An 18,125-nucleotide genomic window follows, 5' to 3' on the forward strand; every position below is an offset into this window, starting at 1 on the left:
AGGCTTGGATTGGAGCAGCGCGGAATATCCAGCCGTGCCATCGGACGGTGGACTCTAAAGGGGAGTGTCGGATTCATCCCCGCGCTAAAGCGCGAGGCTTTCTCCTTGATTCTCCGTAACACCCGCGATGGCGGGTGCGGTGGATCGACCGATCGCTGCGTCTCGTCGGAGCGCGACGAGCGAACGGACGAGTCGATGCCCGTCAGTCGTCGGCCGGTGTGGTCGGTCGGTTCGTGTTCGTCGGCGGCGGCGGGCTGGCCAGCTTGTACATCGCGTACACAACCCACACGAGCAGCCCGAGCGCGATGAGATACGCGCGAAGCTCCGGCGCGACGATCGGCGTCGCGACGATCGCTCCCTCCTCCTCGATGGGGACGTGCGGTGATCCCGCGAGTTCGTTGATCAGGCCCATGACGACGATCCCGAGCGCGATCAGGCCACCACCGAGAGCCATTGCGATCCCGTCAGCCGTGTCCATCGTAGTGTTCATCCGTTGTCACCCCATTAGATACCGCAGCCACTGATTGTTCTCCACGATCTCGGTACTCTCGAGCCGTGCGTCGATACCGAACACGCGGCCGGCTCCGAACACGATAAGCGTCAGGAACAACAGGAGTCCAAAGAGGTCACCGTTGACGAACCCGTTCCCCCAATCGGCGTTCCCGAAGTAGAAAAAGAACATGAGGAATGCGCCGTTGGCGGCTGCTAACCGAGTCAGACAGCCGACCAGTAGCCCCAGTCCGATCGCGAACTGTCCCCACGGAATCAGCAGGTTCGGCAGCCAGACGGCGTTGGCGGCGAACCACGCCGTGACCGGGTGGATGATCGTCCCCTCAGTGGCGAACATCATCCACCCATGTGCGTCGTAGAACACCCCGTATTCCATGATCTTTCCGAGCCCGGCCGCCATGAACCACCATCCCATGGTCAGCCGCAGGAACAGCATCCAGTAGCTGGTCCATGGCCCGTCGAGATCGAACGATACCGTCCGCCCGAACAGTCTCGTCCGTACGTTTTGTATGTCGTGTGTCATCGTTTTTCTCACCCCGATCGCTCCGTGGGCCGGCGTCACCTCCGATCGATCCTGCGAGGCATCCGCATCGCCTCCATGGTGGTGACTCCCACGTCTGAACGGACTCGCCACTGCCACGTGTCAGTTGACCTCAACATTATAGGGATATATATACACGCTACGGGACGCCCTCTCGAGCACGCGAACTGACCCTCGCGGTCGCGCTCACCTCCCCTTTTAAGCCGCCGGGCCGGGCAGATGGAGTAACGCATGTTCGACGAGATCCTCGAGAAGTTCGAGGGATCCCCCAGCCAGCAGGCGGTCATCCGGCTCCTCCTGGAGCGCGGCTTCTCCGTCAACGACTCCGGCCGGGTCGTCTCCGGCGGGATCGAGATCCCGTACACCGGTATCGCGCGCGAGCTCGACGTCGACCGGCGGGTCGTCGACTCGACGACCGACGCGATCTTGGCCGATCCCGATCTCCGACGCATCTTCGCCAACATCTCGTCGGTCCCGAGCCTGATGGACCTGGCTCCCGTCCTCGATCTCACCGTCCTCACCATCGAGGTCGACGCTGCCGACGAGGCGGGGATCATCGCGGAGGTGACGGGGATCCTCGCCGACCACGAGATCCCGATACGACAGGTGTTGAGCGACGACCCGGAGTTCACCGACGACCCGAAACTGTACGTGATCACCGACGCCGAACTCCCCGGCGAGCTCCTCGTCGAGATCCGCGAACTCGACTACGTCCGTCGCGTCGGCTTTTAAACGACCGTCGACGGCGTTCGGGCCGGACGTCAACGGCGCAGACGACGCTCCCGGCTCCCGCTTCGACCGCCGTTGACGTCCCTCCTCCCGCCGCGACCGCCGTTCACGTCCCTCCTCCCGTCGCGACCGCCGTTCACGTCCCGTCCACCGATCGCCTCCGGGGGAGACGAACACGAGCGACGACTCGATCTCGAGGGTTCCCGATCGTTTCACTTTCACTCGGGTGTAAACGAGGCTTTATACCCGAAGCCGAACAAGCCGTGTGTACATGCCAGAAGACGAACTCGAGGACCTTCCGGGCGTCGGCCCCGCGACGGCGGACAAACTCGTTGATACCGGTTTCGAGAGCTACCAGTCGATCGCCGTGGCGAGCCCCGGCGAGCTGTCGAACACGGCCGACATCGGCGAGTCCTCGGCCAGCGACATCATCAACGCCGCGCGCAAGGCCGCCGACGTCGGCGGTTTCGAGACGGGCGCGACCGTGCTCGAACGCCGACAGGAGATCGGCAAGCTCTCCTGGCAGATCGACGAGGTCGACGATCTGCTGGGCGGCGGGATCGAAACCCAGTCGATCACGGAAGTGTACGGTGAGTTCGGATCCGGGAAGTCGCAGGTCACACACCAGATGGCCGTCAACGTCCAGCTCAGCGAGGAGCACGGCGGACTCGACGGGGGCTGTATCTTCGTCGACTCCGAGGACACGTTCCGTCCCGAGCGGATCGACGACATGGTTCGCGGGCTCGACGACGGGATCCTCGCCGACGAGATGGAGCGCCGCGAGATCGAGGGAACGCCGGACGACGAAGAGGCCATGGACGAGCTCATCGCCGCGTTCCTCGACCAGATCCACGTCGCGAAGGCGTTCAACTCCAACCACCAGATCCTCCTCGCCGAGAAGGCCAAGGAGCTCGCGGGCGAACACGAGGAGGGCGAGTGGCCCATCCGGATCGTCTGTGTGGACTCGCTGACCGCGCACTTCCGCGCGGAGTACGTGGGTCGCGGTGAGCTCGCGGACCGCCAACAGAAGCTTAACAAACACCTCCACGACCTGATGCGGATCGGCGATCTGTACAACACCGCCATTCTCGTCACCAACCAGGTCGCCTCCAACCCCGACTCCTACTTCGGCGACCCGACGCAGGCGATCGGGGGCAACATCCTCGGGCACGCCTCCACGTTCCGGATGTACCTCCGGAAGTCGAAGGGTAACAAGCGGATCGTCAAGCTCGTCGACGCGCCGAACCTCGCCGACGGTGAGGCGATCATGCGGGTCGAGGGTGCCGGGTTGAAACCGGAGTAACGAACTCGCCACGTTCCCGCCCCCGATCCGAACGTGGACACACCGATCGGAGACGTCGGTGTCCGATCGTCGAATTCCCGTTTCGTTCCGTCTTTCTCCCGAAAAACGCCGTTTCCAGCGCTCGGACCGCGGAACGCGTCGCGGTCGACTCGCGGTCGGACTCCCTTTCGACCTCTCCGGCAAGATTTGTCGCGCGAGCGGACGTTCTCCCCTCTGTTGTCAGACCAGATACACGACATGCGTTGGATATATTCGCAATTCTTACCGTAGAACTCCGCATCATATTACCTTATACACCATCCATCCGTCCTTATATTCCACAGTTGCAGAATTATATTGCTCTTTTTTGAGAAACCTCAACTACAACGTTTATATACATCCGTTCCCCGGTGTCGAAACGTGATTCAGAACATGAACACGAACGAATTGCGTTCCACGAAAGACATGCGTCCATTTGAGGTGAGTACGTCGTGACGGCCGGCGTCCTCGCGACCGTCGATCCGACCGTGATCGCGGAGGGTGTAAACCTGATGTGGGTCGCGCTGGTCTGTTTCCTCATCTTCTTCATGCACGCGGGCTTCGCGATGCTCGAGGCAGGACAGGTCCGTGCGAAGAACGTCGCGAACCAGCTCACGAAGAACCTGCTCACCTGGAGCGTGGGTATTCTGGCGTACTTCTTCCTCGGCTTCGCCATCGAGGGGGTCATCGGGTCGCTCACGGGCGGCGGCGGTTTCTCCGCCGGCGCGTTCACTGACGTCATGACCGCGGCCGACGGCGACTGGATCAACAGCTGGCTGTTCGGTGCGGTCTTCGCGATGACGGCCGCGACCATCGTCTCCGGTGCGGTCGCCGGACGCGCGAAGCTCCGCGCGTACGTGGGATACACGATCGCGCTGTCGGCGGTCATCTACCCCGTCGTCGTCGGCTTCACGTGGGGCGGCGGGATCCTCGCCGGACTCGGGTTCACCGACTTCGCGGGCGGCATGATCGTCCACGGCATGGGCGGCATCGCCGGACTCACGGCGGCGTACGTGATCGGTCCGCGTATGGACCGCTACGCCGAGGACGGCACCACGAACGTCATCCCCGGCCACTCGATGACGTTCGCGGTGCTCGGGACGCTCGTTCTGGCGTTCGGCTGGTACGGGTTCAACGTCGGGACGACCGCGACGGTGTTCGCTGTCGACGGCGGCGAGCTCGCTCTCGGCGGGTACGCCGTCGTCGGCCGCGTCGCGCTCGCGACGACGCTCGGTATGGCCGCTGGCGCGGTCGGTGCGGCGATCGGCTCGCTGTACCTCACCAAGAAGGTCGACACGCTGTACGTCGCCAACGGCCTCCTCGCGGGCCTCGTCGGCGTTACCGGCATCGCCGACCTCGTCACCTGGTGGGGAGCCATTCTGGTTGCGCTGTTGGCCGGGCTCCAGCTCCCGCTCGTCTTCGAGTTCGTCTCCGATCGCATGAAGATCGATGACGTCTGTGCGGTGTTCCCCGTTCACGGCTCCGCAGGCGTGCTGGGCGTGCTCGCGCTGCCGTTCGTCCACGTCGACGGCTTCTCGGCGAGCCTGCTCGTCTCGCAGGTCATCGGCGTCGCCGTCATCACCGTTTGGACGGTGCTCGCGACCGCGGCGGTGTTCGGTGCGTTCAAGGCGCTCGGTCAGGCCCGCGTCACCCCCGAACACGAGCGTGACGGCCTCGACGTCAGCGAACACGGCGTCGAGACGTACCCCGAGTTCGGTAAACCGACCGTCGCCACCGACGGCGGTGCCTCGGTGGTCGACACTACCGACGGTTCCCCCCGCGCCGACGGCGGTGAGGAGGCGGGCACGGAGATCAAGATGGTCACCGCCATCGTCCGTCCCGACAAGCTCGGCGACATCAAGACGTCTCTCGCGGAGATCGGCGCACCGTCGCTCACGGTGACGAACGTCTCCGGCCGCGGCTCCCAACCCGCCAAGACGGGACAGTGGCGCGGCGAGGAGTTCACGGTCGATCTCCACCAGAAGGTGAAGATCGACATCGTCGTCGCCGATATCCCGGCCGACGAGGTCGCAGAGGCGATCCGCGGCGCGGCCGCGACCGGCGAGCCCGGCGACGGCAAGGTGTTCATCCTTCCCGTCGAGGACGCACTGCAGGTTCGTACCGGGGAGACCGGCCCGGAAGCGGTGTAACGCGACGCGACGACACGGCTTCGGAACGGTCTTTTTCGCCGCAACCGGTGCACCGCGATCGAGCGACATCGACGGCTCGATAGCCGACCCGGTAACTACTTTCATCGCCGGGGTCCAACGCTCGATCATGAACCACGAGCGTTCCCGAGCGCTGTACGACCGCGCGCTGTCGGTGATGCCGGGCGGCGTCAACTCCTCGGTCCGGGCGACGATGCCGCACCCCTTCTTCATCCAGCGCGGCGACGGCGGCCACGTCGTCGACGCCGACGGCAACCGGTACGTCGACTGGGTGATGGGGTACGGACCTCTACTGTACGGCCACGACGTCCCCGAACCCGTCGAGTCGGCGATCCAGTCGCACGCCGCCGCCGGCCCGATGTACGGTGCCCCGACGGAGGTTGAGGTCGAACACGCGGAGTTCGTCGCCCGCCACGTCCCGAGCGTCGAGTCGATCCGGTTCGTGAACTCGGGGACGGAGGCGACGGTGTCGGCCGTCCGGCTCGCTCGCGGCGACACCGGTCGCGACAAAGTGGTCATCATGCAGGGCGGCTACCACGGCGCACAGGAGTCGACGCTCGTCGGGGGATCGGCCGAGAACCCGCACCCCTCGACCGCGGGGATTCCGGACTCGTTCGCGGAGCACACGCTGCCGATCCCGTTCAACGATCCCGAGGCGGCCACGGCCGTCTTCGAGGAGCACGGCGACGACATCGCCGCCGTCCTCGTCGAACCGATCCTCGCGAACATGGGGATCGTGATGCCCATCGACGGCTACCACGAGACGCTTCGGGACCTGTGTGACGACCACGGCTCCCTCCTCGTGTTCGACGAGGTGATCACCGGGTTCCGCGTCGGTGGGCTCGGCTGTGCACAGTCGAAGTTCGGCGTCACCCCCGATCTCACCACGTTCGGCAAGATACTCGGGGGCGGGTTCCCGGTCGGTGCGATCGGCGGGCGAGCCGACATCATCGAGGGGTTCACGCCCTCCGGCGACGTGTTCCAGTCGGGCACGTTCTCCGGGCACCCCGTCACGATGGCCGCGGGCAAGGCGTATCTGGAGTACGCCGCCGAAAACGACGTGTACGAGCACGTCAACCGTCTGGGGCGGATGCTCCGCGAGGGTATCTCGGAGATCTGCGCGGAGCGCGCGCCGGAGTACACCGTCGTCGGCACCGACTCGATGTTCAAGACGGTGTTCACGCGGGACGTGCCGGACGACGTCGACGCCTGCTGTGTGGGCGGCTGCCGACAGAACCCCGACTGCGCCCGGTACGACCTGTGTCCGAAGACCGGTGCCGACGTCGCCAGCGCCGAGACCGACCGCTGGGAGCGCGTGTTCTGGCAGGAGATGAAAGACCGTGGCGTGTTCCTCACCGCCAACCAGTTCGAGTGCCAGTTCACCTCCTACGCGCACACCGAAGCGGACGTCGAGGAGACGCTGGCGGCGTATCGGGACGTCCTGTAACGCGTTCCCTGTTTGCGAGCACTGCTCCCGGGGAGGACCTCACTGCGGCTGGATCCACCCGAGCGTCTCACCGATCTCGAACTCGTCGTCCTCGCCGACAATGATCTCGTCGAGCGTGCCATCTATCGGCGCGAGGATATCGATGCTCACCTTTTCAACCTGTATCTCACAGACGGTGGCACCGCTCTCGACGGATCGCCCCTCTCGAGTGAACCAGTCAACGACGATTCCCGCGGTCTCGTCGATGTCGTCCTCCCAATCGCCGGCTGCGCGGATCGCGACTCGCATTCCGGATCCGCCATCAGTGACAACTCGTTGATCGGTCATTAGGATTCGAGTACCTCACGGACACGTTCCTCGACAGCAGTCGCATCGGGAATGACTTCGTTTTCCATCGATCGGGCATACGGGATCGGCACGTCCGGAACAGCGACACGCTCAACGGCCTCTAACGCATCGAGATCCCGATCGGCGACGCTTGCCACGATCTCACCAGTGACGCCGAAGGAGCGATAGTCCTCGTCGACGACGACGAGTCGCCCCGTCTTGCGGACCGATTCCACGATCGTCTCGACATCGAGTGGAACGAGCGTCCGGAGGTCAATGACCTCCACGTCGACACCTTCTTTCGCCAGTGATTCCGCAGCGGTGAGCGCCCGGTGAACGTGCAATCCAAGGGTGACGGCAGTGGCGTCTGACCCCTCCCGCTTGACGTCCGCGGATCCGAAGGGGATCGTGTAGTCCGTCTCGGGGACCGGCGTTTTCGGGCCGTCGGGGGCCGGCATCCAGCCGATTCCCATCAACCGTTTGTGGAAGAGGTACATCACCGGGTCATCATCGCGGATGGCGTTGTGCATCAGCCCCTTCGCGTCATACGCGGTCGAGGGGACCACGATCTTCAGTCCGGGAAGGTGAGCGAAGGTACCGTACAACGTCTGCGAGTGCTGGGCAGCGTCGTTATACGTCCCACCGACGGCTGCCGTGAGAACGAGCGGGACGTTCACGTTCCCGCCGCTCATGTACGTGTTCTTCGCAAGTTGGTTGTAGATCTGATCCATCGCGACGCCGAAGAAGTCGACGAACATCAGCTCCGCGATGGGGCGCATTCCCTCCTGTGCGGCACCGACGGCGGCCCCGAGATAGGCAGTCTCGCTGATCGGAACGTCCATTATCCGGTCGCGCCCGAACTCCTCGAGCAGCCCTTGGGTACTATCGAAGATCCCGCCGTAATCGGCGACGTCCTCGCCCATGTAGAACACCTCCTCGTTCGATCGCATCTCGTCGGCGATCGACTCGACCATCGCTCGACTCATCGTCAACTCGCGGTCGATCACGGTGGAGGCGTCACTCATCGGTGGTCACCTCCGCGAGCTCGAAGTCGGGTTCCTCCGTTGTCACGCCTGACGGTGCGGTGACGAAGACGTCGTCGTAGGCGTCTTCCGGGTCGGGTTTCGGCTGTTCTTTTGCCCACTCGATCGCCGCTTCGACACGCTCTTCAGCGTTCTCGCGAACCGCAGCGAGTTCGTCGTCGTCGACACCGTGATCACGCAACCGCGCCGCGAGCCGCTCGATCGAGTCGCGCGCGAGCGCCGCCTCCTCATCGTCTTCAGGCCGGTACGTCTGTGGATCGCCCATGAAGTGACCCATCCGGCGGTGGACCTGTACCTCGAGTAGCGTTGGTCCGTTCCGATCGCGCGCTCGGCCGATCGCCTCCTCGGCAGCCTCGTACACGGCGACAGCGTCGTCTTGGTCGACCCGCATACCAGTCATGTCGAATCCAGCAGCGCGATCCGAGCCGTCTTCGACGTCTGTGACCCGCTCTTTGGGCATACTGATCGCCCAGTCGTTGTCCTCCACAACGAACACTACTGGCAGGTCATGGACGCTCGCGAAGTTCAGCGATTCGAGGAACGCACCCTGATCGATCGCGCCCTCCCCGAGGAATGCGACTGCGACCGTATCCTCGTTGCGCTTTTGTGCCGCTAAGGCGGCACCGGCAGCTGGTGGGCACCCCTCCGCGATGATCCCACTACACGCGAATTTCACATCGGGATCGAAGAGATGCATGTGTCCGCCTTTCCCCTTGCAAAGGCCGGTCTTCCGACCAAATATCTCGGCGGTCATTCGCTTCAGATCGACCCCTTTCGCGATAGCGACGTGGTGTGGCCGGTGGGGTGCCGTCACGGTGTCTTCCGGCCGGAGATGGTGACAGACGCCAACGGCAGCCGCCTCTTGGCCTGCTGCGAGGTGGAGTTCTCCGGGGATCGGCCCTGCAGAGATATCGAACGCCGGCTGTTTTCCCTCCAGATACTCCTCTTGGAGGCGCTCCTCGTAATAGCGAGCCGTTACCATATCGGCGTATAGCTCTCTCATCTTGTCAGGAGATACCATGACACTGTGTCGTTCATGGTTAATGGTATTAGTTCATTCGGGGAGACACCGATAGTTTGCATTCAGTACGCCCCGAAAACCTCTCCTCAACGGGCTGTATCGGCCGAGTCTCTATACGGATATTCGAGTATGTCTGCAGCAAAGACGCCGGGTGCTTCTCAGTTGATGTGAGTCGAGCGACTGTCACGCAACAATATTGATTAATTCGCCTCGAGAAAATCCGGCTCTCACCGACCGTCGACAGCGTTACCGACCTTGCAACTCGAACGCTACGTGAAGGGTCGTTTTGTAGCGATCGATCTGGCCGTTCTCTACGTTTGCGGTTTGTGAGATGATCTCGATGCCTTTGATCCCCTCGATCGTTTTATCGGCATCGTCAAGTGCGTTTTGAGCGGCATCTTCCCACGAGTCCGTCGAGTTACCGATCAGTTCGATCGTTTTAACAGTATTTCCCATGGTCGATGATTATATACAACCTGCCGGGATATAGGAGTTGGGTCGGAACGGCGAGTCATCCGCTCTGTGCTGATGATCGTGTCTCTTCTTGACGCCGCCGCTGCAAGATACGCGCGCCGTATTCAGCACGACCTCGCAAACCAATCCTCGGCTAGATATCACAGCGACTCACGGAGAGTGCCTGACTCTCAAAGCCGAGCAGTAGTGGCCGTCGTCGCTCCGGAGGCGATTCTCCCTGATGTTCAACACGTACGCTACATGCGAGAATATTGGGAAGGTCGGTTCTCGGACCGAGTCCGAGAACAGGCGTCACGTCAACCGCTCGAACAGCGGTTGTTAGATGACGCGGTTCTGCAGGTAGTCGAGGTGTTTCGCGTTGTAGACGATCCTGACTTCCTCTGCGTCGGGGCTACCGATACAGGTCAGACGGACGTTTTTCTCCTCGACCTCCTCGTCGGAGAGGATCTGCTGCATGTCCATCTCGATCTCACCCTCCTTCACGATGGCGGCACAGTTCGCACACGCGCCAGCGCGACAGGAGAACGGCCAATCGAATCCCTGCGCCTCCGCGGCTTCAAGGATGTATTCGCCCTGATTCACCTCGAGCGACCCGTAGTCCTCGTCGTCGAGACCGGCGTCGGCGGCCTCCGCGAAGAGGTCTTCGTCGTCGAGCGACCAACCGTTGTCGTCGAGCACTTCGTAGTTGAGGTATTCTACCGTGGGCATCACCCGGGATTTCATCGCCCACCTCATTAGGCTTTGCTGTTCCTCTCGCGGCGCAGGAATCGACCGTCTCTTGTCGCTCGGGCCCGCTCTCGGCGAACACCGATTGTATTCACCGCGTCTCCCGAACCGACGTCGTTGCTTCTCGTGGACGAACGACAGCAGAAAACGTAAAGACCGAACGACTCTCAACACTATCCAATGGGGGAGTCAGTCGTCGCAGATTTCGTCGGCCGGATACACACGCCCGATATCGGAGCCGACGAACCGGTGTCCGGTCGCGTGCTGTTGAGCCAGCGACGCCTGGTTCTCGCGACGACGGACACGAAAACGACGATGCCGCTCGCCAGCGTGTTCGACGTCGCAGTCGGGACCGTCCCCAGCGACCTCCGATCGTTTTTCAGCGACACCGTCACCATCGCGTACAGCGCGGGGAACGCTCGCCGGACGGCGGTCATCGAGGGTGAACCCGACGACATGGACCGGTTCACGCGGGTGTTGTTCAAAGCGATCCTCCGAAACGTCACCGTCACGGTCAGACATCCCGCGAAGGTCGGCGGTCACGTCACGGACGCGTCCGACCGAACCGCGTCCCTGAAGCTCTCTCCGGGAGCGATCGGGTTCATCGACTGTCCGGACCCGTTCACCGTCGACCTCTCGACGGTGGTCGACTACGAGCGCACCGACCGAACGCTCGGCGGGAAGACGCGTCCCGCGCTCGTGTTCGAGCACGTTCCCGAGACGCGCACCGTCACGTCGATCGCGACGGTGCCGAACGAACGGGCACTGAACGTCCTCGGTCGGTACATCAAACTGGAGTACAGCGAGGTGTTAACGGAGGTCGAGGAGCTCGACCCGACCGAGGAGGAGCTCGAGATCCTCGTCTCCATCTACTCGGCGGGCGGCGAGGCGAGCATCGCCGACATCGTCACCGGCGACGCCACTCGAACGTCGATGGTCCTCGACTCGCTCCGCGAGGACGGGCTCGTCGTCGACGGCGAGCGAGGCACCGCGCTCACGCGGAAAGGGCAGATGGTGATCAACTCCTACATGGAGTCGATCAACGTCTGATCCGGACGGCACCTCGTCGTCGACTCCGGTCGCCGTCATCGACGCCGGCCGCCGCCATCGACTCCGGTCGCATCATCGATCGGCCCCTCGCCGTCATCGACGCCGGCCCGTCACAGTCAGGTGCGATACCTGCCCCGGTGCCCGCCGCTTATGTACTCGGACGCGAACGGTGTGACATGAACGAGGAGTCACGCGCGGACCGTCGGTCCCCGGTCGGCGAACCGGTCGTTCGGGCGGATCCGGAGATAACCGGCGAGCGGGCCGCCGAGGCGGTCGGGTTCGATCCGAACGACCCCGACAGCGTGGCGGAGGCGGCCGAGACCGTCGGTCGGTTCGCGACCGGCGACGTCGCGGGCGACGACCACGTGCTCATGCTTCGCGGGGCCGCGGCGTGTGCGGCGCTCGTGCGCGGCACGGGCTCGTACAAGGCGGCCGCCGAACGAGCCGGCGACGGCGTCTCGGTCGCGTTCATCCGGAAGTGGGCGCGGGTTCACGACCTCCCGCAGGCGATCCGTCGTCACGTCGCTCGCGGTCACATCGCGCCGAGCGCGGCGAAACACGTCGCTCGCGTCGGCGGCGAGGACCGCTACCTCCTCGCGTGGGCGGTGCTCGACGCGGACCTCACGGTTCGGGAAGTCAGGTCGATCGCCTCGACGGTCAACGACGGCACCGACGCCGAGCGCGCGCTCCGCACGGCGGGCGTCGACGTCGGCGAGCTCACGCTGCGGCTCCCGACGGACGCGTACGTCGAACTCCGGCGACGCGCCGCCATGCGCAACGTCGAGCCCGGCGTGATCGTCGGCGAGGCGCTGTCCGACTACTTCGCGGACGACGACTCCGTCGACGGCCCCCGCGGCCGATAACCCCGCGACGGTCGCGGTCGTCGATCGCTCGCCGTTTCTAAACGTTTATCAGTCGCGTAGCGTAAGGAGACACTGCGGGCCGGTAGCTCAGTTAGGGAGAGCGTCCGGCTTTTAACCGGACGGTCGGGGGTTCGAATCCCTCCCGGCCCGTACACCGAAGTGGTGAGCGATGCGATCCGTCGACTGCGTCGACAGGAGGGATTCGAATCAGGGAACGGAGCGAAGCGGAGTGACCGTGGTTCGAATCCCTCCCGGCCCGTACACCGAAGTGGTGAGCGATGCGATTCGTCGACTGCGTCGAGCGACGGGTTCACTCCACCGAGACGAGCAGCGCGTCGACCGCCTCCGCGAACGTCTCCGGTTCGGTCGAGAGCGCCTCGGCCTCGTCACCGTCGACGACCTCGCCGATGACGTCGGCGGCGTCGAGCACGTCGGGAAGGGCCCGGTCGAACACCGCGATGATCGGCTCCGTGGGATAGGCCCCACCGGAGAGCATCACGTCGGTCCCGTCGTGCCAGACGGCGAGCCGCGCCTCGACTTCGACGACGTCGTCGATCGGGCCCGTCGACCCGTCCGGCAGCGTCGTCTCGCCCTCGATGGGGAACGCCGCCGTAAACCGATAGGCCGTCGCGGCGTGTCCGCCCGCGACGTCGACCGTGTCGGTGTCGACGCGCTCGACGTCCTCCAGTCCGCTCGCGGCGAGCTGATCGCGGAACGCCGCCTCCGCGGCGGGTCGGACCTCCTCCATCAGTCGATCGCGTCCGATCCCGCCGGGCAGCCCGTCGAGCGCCGGCCGGAGATCGATCCGGGACGCGAAGAAAATAACGGGCGAGCCGTCCGCGTCGAACGCCTCCGCGACCGCCTCCGCGAGGTCGACGTACTCGTACACTGTCGTCCGCTCGAGCGCGCGGATCGTGACCGGGCCGACCGGCTCCTCGAAGACGACGCCGTCGGACTCGTCGACGAGCCGCCAGCCGTCGTCGATCCGGTCGTCCGTGACGAGCGGCTCCGGCACGTCGCCGTCCCGCGTTCCGAGACAGCCGGCGGTGGCGACGACGCTCGCCGCCGCGCCCGCCGTCAACAGTCGTCGTCGCGTGAGGCCCGAGGTCTGTCGGCCGGATCCGTCAGTCATGCCCCATCGAATGTCGTCCCCTCGTAAATCGCTATCGACGATCCCGCTCCGCGACCGAATCGCCGCTCCGTGCCCCGCTCGGAGCGTTCGGGGCCGCCGAATACCCGGAACGCGGTGGACTCGGATCACGGCGAGTTCGGGACACGGAGGGCTTATATAACCACTAGGTGGAACAACCCAGTAATGACTAGATCCGAGGCGCGGGCGGAGTCCGACGGACCGGTGACCGAGTCGCACGGACGGGCGGGTTCGATCGATCGGCGCTCGCGCCGGTCGTTCCTCGCGGCGGCGGGCGCGACCGGCGCGGTCGTGCTCGCGGGGTGTTCCGCGGAGCCGACCGAGGACGACGAGGGAAGCGACGACGGAGGGACGGAGACGTCGGACGGGGCCGGAACGGACGACGGCGAGGAGACGACGGACGACGGCGAGCCCCGCACGCTCACCGTCGCGACGTACGACTCCTTCGTCGACGCCCCGTCGTCGAGCCCGGGACCGTGGCTCCAGGAGGCGTTCGAGGAGCGGTTCGACGCGGAACTGGCGTGGGCGACACCCTCGAACGGGCTGAACCACTACGTCGAGCGCCGAGCGTCGGGCGTCGACGTCGACGCCGACCTGTTCGTCGGGATCAACACGGACGACCTCGTCCGGATCGACGGCGCGCTCGACGACCCGCTGTTCGCGACCGGCGCGCTCGACGACGTCGAGGGAGTCGACGACGTGCGCGAGGGGCTGTGGTTCGATCCGCGCGAACGCGCCGTACCGTACGCGACGAACTACGTCAGCCTCGTGTACGACGGTACCGCGACGGAGGCTCCGGAGACGTTCGAGGGGCTGCTCGACGAGGACCACCGCGGCGGGCTCATCGCGCAGAACCCGGACGGCTCGACGACCGGGCGGGCGTTCCTGCTTCACACGATCCACCGGTTCGGCGCGGACGGCGTGGCGGGAACCGCCGGTGAGGACACCGAGTACGACTATCTCGACTTCTGGGCCGACCTCCAGGACAACGACGTGCGCGTGCTCGGCTCGTGGAACGACGCGTACACCGCGTGGTCCGGCGGGGAAGCGCCGATGGTCGTCTCCTACTCCACCGACCAGGTGTTCGCCGACATGGACGGTGCGGACCTGGCGGAACACCAGATCCGATTTTTAAACGATCAAGCGTACGCGAACCCCGAGGGCGCGGCCGTCTTCGCGGACGCCGACCACCCGGATCTGGCCCGCGAGTTCGTCGAGTTCCTGCTCACACCGGAGGTGCAAGGCGAGATCGCGCGGCGCAACGTCCAGTTCCCCGCGACCGACACTGCCGACCTCGACGCCGACTACGCGGCGCTGGCCCAGGAGCCGGCGGATCCGGTCACGTTCACGTACGAGGAGCTGCAAGGATCGGTCGATGACTGGATCGAGGCCTGGGTACAGCAGTTCGCGAGCAACTGAGGGCGTCCCGTGACCGACGCGAGCGGGCGGGCGATTCGTGAGGGGGTCGAACGCCGGGCACTGGCCGTGCTCGCGGTCGCGACGGCGGCGCTGCTTCTCGTCGTCTTTTATTACCCGGTCGGCACCGTCTTCGTCGAGTCGGTCGTCGTCGACGGCGTCGTCACCCTCGGCGTGTTCGCGGAGCTCCTCCGCGACCCCTTCTACTTCGGGGAGTTCGCGCGGCTGTTCGCCGGGGAGAACCCGCTGTCGGTCGGTCGAGATCTCCTCGGGTCGGACCGTCGGCTGGGGATCGTCGGCTTCACCGCGTATCAGGCGGCACTGTCGACGGTCGCCAGCGTCGCGCTCGGCGTCCCCGCGGCCTACCTGCTCGTGCGCTTCGAGTTCCGCGGGCGTCGGACGCTGCGGTCGCTGACGATCCTCCCGTTCGTCCTCCCGTCGATCATGGTCGCGGTCGGGTTCGTCGCCACGTTCGGGCGCAGCGGAACGCTCAACACCGCGTTGGCCGCCGTCGGACTCGGTCCCGTCGAACTGCTGTTCACGCTGGAGGCGATCGTGATCGCACACGCGTTTTATAACGCCCCGCTGGTGGCGCGGGTGACGACCGCGGCGTGGGAGTCCGTCGACGCCCGCACGGTAGAAACCGCCCGGAGCCTCGGAGCGAGTCCGTTCCGGGCGTTTCGTGACGTGGTCGCCCCGCAGATCTACCCCGCGGTGTTGATGGGCGCGGCGCTCACGTTCGTGTTCACGTTCGGGACGTTCCCCATCGTGCTCGCGCTCGGGGGGTTCCAGCTCGCGACCGTCGAGGTGTTCGTCTACCGGCTCGTTCGCCAGTTGCACTACGCGGAGGCGGCCGCGCTGGCGGTCGTCGAGCTCGTGATCTCGCTTTCGATCCTCCTCGCGTACCTCCGGTACGAGGCGCGACACGCCGTTCGCTCGCGAGGCGCTCGAACGCTCCCGCGTCGACCGCTCCTCCCGCCGGCACCGACGCTCCGCGAGGTCCTCCCGCGCGTCGGACTGTCGGCGTACGTCCTCGTCGCCGCGGTCGTGTTCGTCTCGCCGATCCTCTCGATGGTCCTCGCGAGCGTGACCGGCGGGGACGGAGCGCTCACGCTGGACCACTACCGGTTCCTCGTCGATCGCCAGCGAACGGGCGCGGCGTTTCAGGTGCGGCCGTGGCCCGCGATCCGGAACTCGCTCGCGTTCGCCGTCGGATCCCTGCTCGTCGCGCTCCCGATGGGCGTCGTCGTCGCGGTGCTGACGACCCGGCGCTATCGCGGCCGGAAGCTCGTCGACGCGGTCACGATGGCTCCCCTCGCCGTGTCGGGGATAATCGTCGGGCTCGGACTGCTTCGCGGACTCGTCTTCGGCGTCGAGATCGGCGGGTGGCGGATCGCCGTCGCCGGGTCGATCGCGATCGTCGCCGCCCACGCCGCCGCGGGGTATCCGTTCGTCGTCCGAACCGTCGCGCCCGGCCTGGAGGGACTCGACCGCTCGCTCGTCGAGTCGGCGCGGGCGCTCGGCGCGTCGCGAGCACGGGTCCTCCTCGACGTCGAGCTCCCGCTCGTGTGGCCGGGCGTCGTCGCCGGCGCGGCGTTCGCGTTCGCCATCTCGATCGGCGAGTTCTCCGCGACCGTCGTGTTGGCGACCGGCACGGACGCGTACACGATGCCGGTCGCCATCGAACGCTTCATCGGGCGTCGGCTCGGACCGGCGACCGCAATGGGTGTCGTCTTACTCGTCGTAACGAGCGTCAGTTTCGTCGTCATCGACCGGCTCGGGGGTGAGAGCGATGGGCTCTGAGACGGACGCGCCCGGAGAGGACGCCCCGATCGCGGTCGAGCTCGACGGCGTGACCAAGCGCTATGCGGGAACGAACGCCGTCGACGACGTGAGCCTCCGGATCCGGGAGGGGGAGTTCTTCACGCTGGTCGGTCCCTCCGGCTGCGGGAAGACGACGACGCTCCGGCTGATCGCGGGCTTCGAGAGGCCGACGTCGGGGGCGATATCGTTCGACGGCGAGGACGTCTCGGGCGTCCCGCCGGAGGACCGAAACGTCGGCGTCGTGTTCCAGAACTACGCGCTGTTCCCGCATATGACGGTCGGCGAGAACGTCGCCTACGGGCTGCAGTTCGCGGATCCGCCCGGCGGCGTCTCCCGCGCGGAGCGCGTCCGCGAGCTGTTGGCGCTGGTCGATCTGGCGGGGACCGCCGACCGCGCACCCGACAGCCTCTCGGGGGGGCAACAACAGCGCGTCGCGATGGCGCGAGCGCTCGCTCCCGGCCCGGACGTTCTCCTCCTGGACGAGCCGATGAGCGCGCTCGACGCCCGGCTCCGGGAGCGGCTCCGCGTGCAGATAAAAGCGATCCAGCGGTCGCTGGACATCACGACGATATACGTCACTCACGATCAGGAGGAGGCGCTGGCGATCTCCGACCGCGTCGCCGTCATGCGCGACGGCGGCCTCGAGCAGCTTGCCCCGCCACGGACGGTGTACCGCCGCCCGGCCTCGCGGTTCGTCGCCGAGTTCGTCGGGGACAACAACGTGTTCGCGGGGCGGGTCACGGGGGTCGACGGGAGTTATCCGGCCGCGGATGGCCGTCGGACCGCGGCCGTCGACGTCGGCGGCGAGACGCTTCGCGTCGCAGTCGACGAGGGGATCGAAGCGAGCCCCGGCGACCGACTCACGTTCTGTGTGCGCCCCGAACACCTCCGGATCGGTCGCGAGGAGAACGCGCTCCGGGCGACCGTCGAGAGCGCGGAGTTCCTCGGCGAGACGACTCGCGTTCACCTCGACTGGGACGGTCAGGAGATACTCGTCCGCACCCCGGACCCCGTCTCGGGCGAGATCGCCGTCGGGTTCGACCCCGCGGACGCTCACGTCGTCGCAGTCGATCGCTGATCGGCCATCGTCGGGTGTGCTTGCCGCTGCGTTCGGACCAACTTATCAATGCCGGGTCCCAACCGCGTGTATGGCCTCGGAGTCGTGTGACGTCTGCGAGCGGTCCGTCAGGATCGCCGGCGGGATCGGTGACCTGTGGAACTTCGCGTTCGAGTCGACGCAGGGGATGACCCTGGAGCTAACCGACGGCTCCGAGTTCTTCCTCTGTTTCGAGTGCATGGAGAAGCTCCCCGACGACACCGAGCCGACCGAACGGGACGTCGTCGACCTCCGCGAGCGGACCGATCCCGTCGAGGGCGGCCGAGACCACTTCTGGCACTGGAAGTGAGACTCGGCGATCGGACCGTTTCAATACGCTGACTGTTTATAAATCCTCCCGCACCGCTCCGCACCACTCGCCCCGCACCGCCCCGCACCGCCCTGCACCACCCGAACCG

Annotated in this window: 18 protein-coding genes and 1 tRNA gene; 11 read left to right on the forward strand and 8 right to left on the reverse strand. The window is 65.7% G+C overall.

Annotated features, from left to right (window positions below; genetic code table 11):
- Positions 1-202 precede the first annotated feature (202 nt).
- Together ACNSN7_RS07950 and ACNSN7_RS07955 are read right to left on the reverse strand one after the other, a co-directional pair.
- On the reverse strand, positions 203-478 hold the full coding sequence (locus tag ACNSN7_RS07950; protein ID WP_418281746.1) for a hypothetical protein: 276 nt from the start codon (positions 476-478) through the stop codon (positions 203-205).
- A gap of 18 nt (positions 479-496) precedes the next feature.
- Positions 497-1,033 (reverse strand): DoxX family protein, encoded by a 537-nt coding sequence (locus tag ACNSN7_RS07955; RefSeq protein WP_418281747.1) that lies wholly within the window; start codon positions 1,031-1,033, stop codon positions 497-499.
- A gap of 249 nt (positions 1,034-1,282) precedes the next feature.
- On the opposite strand from ACNSN7_RS07955, the gene trpY reads away from it, so the two are divergent.
- The 4 genes from trpY (at position 1,283) to hemL (ending at position 6,716) form a co-directional block, all read left to right on the forward strand.
- Positions 1,283-1,783, forward strand: coding sequence for a TrpY family transcription regulator (trpY, locus tag ACNSN7_RS07960; RefSeq protein ID WP_418281748.1), 501 nt, complete (start codon positions 1,283-1,285; stop codon positions 1,781-1,783).
- Positions 1,784-2,051: 268 nt separating this feature from the next.
- Positions 2,052-3,083 carry a DNA repair and recombination protein RadA gene (gene radA, locus ACNSN7_RS07965; RefSeq protein ID WP_418281749.1) on the forward strand — a complete coding sequence of 344 codons (1,032 nt, stop codon included), beginning with the start codon at positions 2,052-2,054 and terminating at the stop codon, positions 3,081-3,083.
- A gap of 470 nt (positions 3,084-3,553) precedes the next feature.
- A complete protein-coding gene (locus ACNSN7_RS07970) occupies positions 3,554-5,251 on the forward strand; it encodes an ammonium transporter (protein WP_418281750.1) in 1,698 nt (565 codons plus the stop codon).
- 127 nt (positions 5,252-5,378) lie between these two features.
- Positions 5,379-6,716, forward strand: coding sequence for a glutamate-1-semialdehyde 2,1-aminomutase (gene hemL / locus ACNSN7_RS07975; RefSeq protein WP_418281751.1), 1,338 nt, complete (start codon positions 5,379-5,381; stop codon positions 6,714-6,716).
- 39 nt (positions 6,717-6,755) lie between these two features.
- Here hemL and ACNSN7_RS07980 read toward each other — a convergent pair whose 3' ends face one another.
- From ACNSN7_RS07980 to fer, 5 genes are all read right to left on the reverse strand, one after another.
- Complete coding sequence (locus ACNSN7_RS07980) at positions 6,756-7,043, reverse strand: lipoyl domain-containing protein (protein WP_418281752.1); 288 nt, start codon at positions 7,041-7,043, stop codon at positions 6,756-6,758.
- Positions 7,043-8,068 carry an alpha-ketoacid dehydrogenase subunit beta gene (locus ACNSN7_RS07985; RefSeq protein WP_418281753.1) on the reverse strand — a complete coding sequence of 342 codons (1,026 nt, stop codon included), beginning with the start codon at positions 8,066-8,068 and terminating at the stop codon, positions 7,043-7,045. The genes ACNSN7_RS07980 and ACNSN7_RS07985 overlap by 1 nt, the downstream gene beginning before the upstream one ends.
- The gene (locus ACNSN7_RS07990) at positions 8,061-9,068 is read right to left on the reverse strand and encodes a thiamine pyrophosphate-dependent dehydrogenase E1 component subunit alpha (protein ID WP_418281754.1); all 1,008 of its coding nucleotides are present in this window, start codon (positions 9,066-9,068) and stop codon (positions 8,061-8,063) included. The genes ACNSN7_RS07985 and ACNSN7_RS07990 overlap by 8 nt, the downstream gene beginning before the upstream one ends.
- A gap of 285 nt (positions 9,069-9,353) precedes the next feature.
- Positions 9,354-9,563: a dodecin family protein gene (locus tag ACNSN7_RS07995; RefSeq protein ID WP_418281755.1), complete on the reverse strand. Its 210-nt coding sequence runs from the start codon at positions 9,561-9,563 to the stop codon at positions 9,354-9,356.
- A 336-nt stretch (positions 9,564-9,899) separates the two neighbouring features.
- On the reverse strand, positions 9,900-10,289 hold the full coding sequence (gene fer / locus ACNSN7_RS08000) for a ferredoxin Fer (RefSeq protein ID WP_418281756.1): 390 nt from the start codon (positions 10,287-10,289) through the stop codon (positions 9,900-9,902).
- A 198-nt stretch (positions 10,290-10,487) separates the two neighbouring features.
- Between fer and ACNSN7_RS08005 the strand changes: the two genes are divergently transcribed.
- From ACNSN7_RS08005 to ACNSN7_RS08015, 3 genes are all read left to right on the forward strand, one after another.
- The gene (locus tag ACNSN7_RS08005) at positions 10,488-11,357 is read left to right on the forward strand and encodes a CheF family chemotaxis protein (RefSeq protein ID WP_418281757.1); all 870 of its coding nucleotides are present in this window, start codon (positions 10,488-10,490) and stop codon (positions 11,355-11,357) included.
- A gap of 176 nt (positions 11,358-11,533) precedes the next feature.
- Positions 11,534-12,220, forward strand: coding sequence for a DUF7119 family protein (locus ACNSN7_RS08010; RefSeq protein ID WP_418281758.1), 687 nt, complete (start codon positions 11,534-11,536; stop codon positions 12,218-12,220).
- A 76-nt stretch (positions 12,221-12,296) separates the two neighbouring features.
- Positions 12,297-12,370, forward strand: a tRNA-Lys gene (locus ACNSN7_RS08015).
- A gap of 160 nt (positions 12,371-12,530) precedes the next feature.
- Here the strand turns inward: ACNSN7_RS08015 and ACNSN7_RS08020 are convergent.
- Positions 12,531-13,352, reverse strand: coding sequence for a DUF6517 family protein (locus ACNSN7_RS08020; protein WP_418281759.1), 822 nt, complete (start codon positions 13,350-13,352; stop codon positions 12,531-12,533).
- A gap of 183 nt (positions 13,353-13,535) precedes the next feature.
- Between ACNSN7_RS08020 and ACNSN7_RS08025 the strand changes: the two genes are divergently transcribed.
- The 4 genes from ACNSN7_RS08025 (at position 13,536) to ACNSN7_RS08040 (ending at position 18,016) form a co-directional block, all read left to right on the forward strand.
- Entirely contained in the window at positions 13,536-14,789 is a 1,254-nt protein-coding gene (locus tag ACNSN7_RS08025; RefSeq protein WP_418281760.1) for a thiamine ABC transporter substrate-binding protein, read from the forward strand.
- Positions 14,790-14,798: 9 nt separating this feature from the next.
- The gene (locus ACNSN7_RS08030) at positions 14,799-16,589 is read left to right on the forward strand and encodes an ABC transporter permease (RefSeq protein ID WP_418281761.1); all 1,791 of its coding nucleotides are present in this window, start codon (positions 14,799-14,801) and stop codon (positions 16,587-16,589) included.
- Positions 16,579-17,688 (forward strand): ABC transporter ATP-binding protein, encoded by a 1,110-nt coding sequence (locus ACNSN7_RS08035; RefSeq protein WP_418281762.1) that lies wholly within the window; start codon positions 16,579-16,581, stop codon positions 17,686-17,688. The genes ACNSN7_RS08030 and ACNSN7_RS08035 overlap by 11 nt, the downstream gene beginning before the upstream one ends.
- Positions 17,689-17,758: 70 nt before the next feature.
- Positions 17,759-18,016, forward strand: coding sequence for a DUF7561 family protein (locus ACNSN7_RS08040; RefSeq protein WP_418281763.1), 258 nt, complete (start codon positions 17,759-17,761; stop codon positions 18,014-18,016).
- Positions 18,017-18,125 lie beyond the last annotated feature (109 nt).

The sequence above is a fragment of the Halorubrum rarum genome, assembly GCF_048380895.1.
In the GTDB taxonomy this organism is placed as follows: Archaea; Halobacteriota; Halobacteria; order Halobacteriales; family Haloferacaceae; genus Halorubrum.

Excerpts from the sequence above, each read along its gene's own strand:
- ACNSN7_RS07950 (WP_418281746.1), bottom strand. The coding sequence starts at position 478 with ATGGACACGGCTGACGGGATCGCAATGGCTCTCGGTGGTGGCCTGATC.
- ACNSN7_RS07955 (WP_418281747.1), bottom strand. The coding sequence starts at position 1,033 with ATGACACACGACATACAAAACGTACGGACGAGACTGTTCGGGCGGACG.
- trpY (WP_418281748.1), top strand. The coding sequence starts at position 1,283 with ATGTTCGACGAGATCCTCGAGAAGTTCGAGGGATCCCCCAGCCAGCAG.
- radA (WP_418281749.1), top strand. The coding sequence starts at position 2,052 with ATGCCAGAAGACGAACTCGAGGACCTTCCGGGCGTCGGCCCCGCGACG.
- hemL (WP_418281751.1), top strand. The coding sequence starts at position 5,379 with ATGAACCACGAGCGTTCCCGAGCGCTGTACGACCGCGCGCTGTCGGTG.
- ACNSN7_RS07980 (WP_418281752.1), bottom strand. The coding sequence starts at position 7,043 with ATGACCGATCAACGAGTTGTCACTGATGGCGGATCCGGAATGCGAGTC.
- ACNSN7_RS07985 (WP_418281753.1), bottom strand. The coding sequence starts at position 8,068 with ATGAGTGACGCCTCCACCGTGATCGACCGCGAGTTGACGATGAGTCGA.
- ACNSN7_RS07990 (WP_418281754.1), bottom strand. The coding sequence starts at position 9,068 with ATGGTAACGGCTCGCTATTACGAGGAGCGCCTCCAAGAGGAGTATCTG.
- ACNSN7_RS07995 (WP_418281755.1), bottom strand. The coding sequence starts at position 9,563 with ATGGGAAATACTGTTAAAACGATCGAACTGATCGGTAACTCGACGGAC.
- fer (WP_418281756.1), bottom strand. The coding sequence starts at position 10,289 with ATGCCCACGGTAGAATACCTCAACTACGAAGTGCTCGACGACAACGGT.
- ACNSN7_RS08005 (WP_418281757.1), top strand. The coding sequence starts at position 10,488 with ATGGGGGAGTCAGTCGTCGCAGATTTCGTCGGCCGGATACACACGCCC.
- ACNSN7_RS08010 (WP_418281758.1), top strand. The coding sequence starts at position 11,534 with ATGAACGAGGAGTCACGCGCGGACCGTCGGTCCCCGGTCGGCGAACCG.
- ACNSN7_RS08020 (WP_418281759.1), bottom strand. The coding sequence starts at position 13,352 with ATGACTGACGGATCCGGCCGACAGACCTCGGGCCTCACGCGACGACGA.
- ACNSN7_RS08025 (WP_418281760.1), top strand. The coding sequence starts at position 13,536 with ATGACTAGATCCGAGGCGCGGGCGGAGTCCGACGGACCGGTGACCGAG.
- ACNSN7_RS08035 (WP_418281762.1), top strand. The coding sequence starts at position 16,579 with ATGGGCTCTGAGACGGACGCGCCCGGAGAGGACGCCCCGATCGCGGTC.
- ACNSN7_RS08040 (WP_418281763.1), top strand. The coding sequence starts at position 17,759 with ATGGCCTCGGAGTCGTGTGACGTCTGCGAGCGGTCCGTCAGGATCGCC.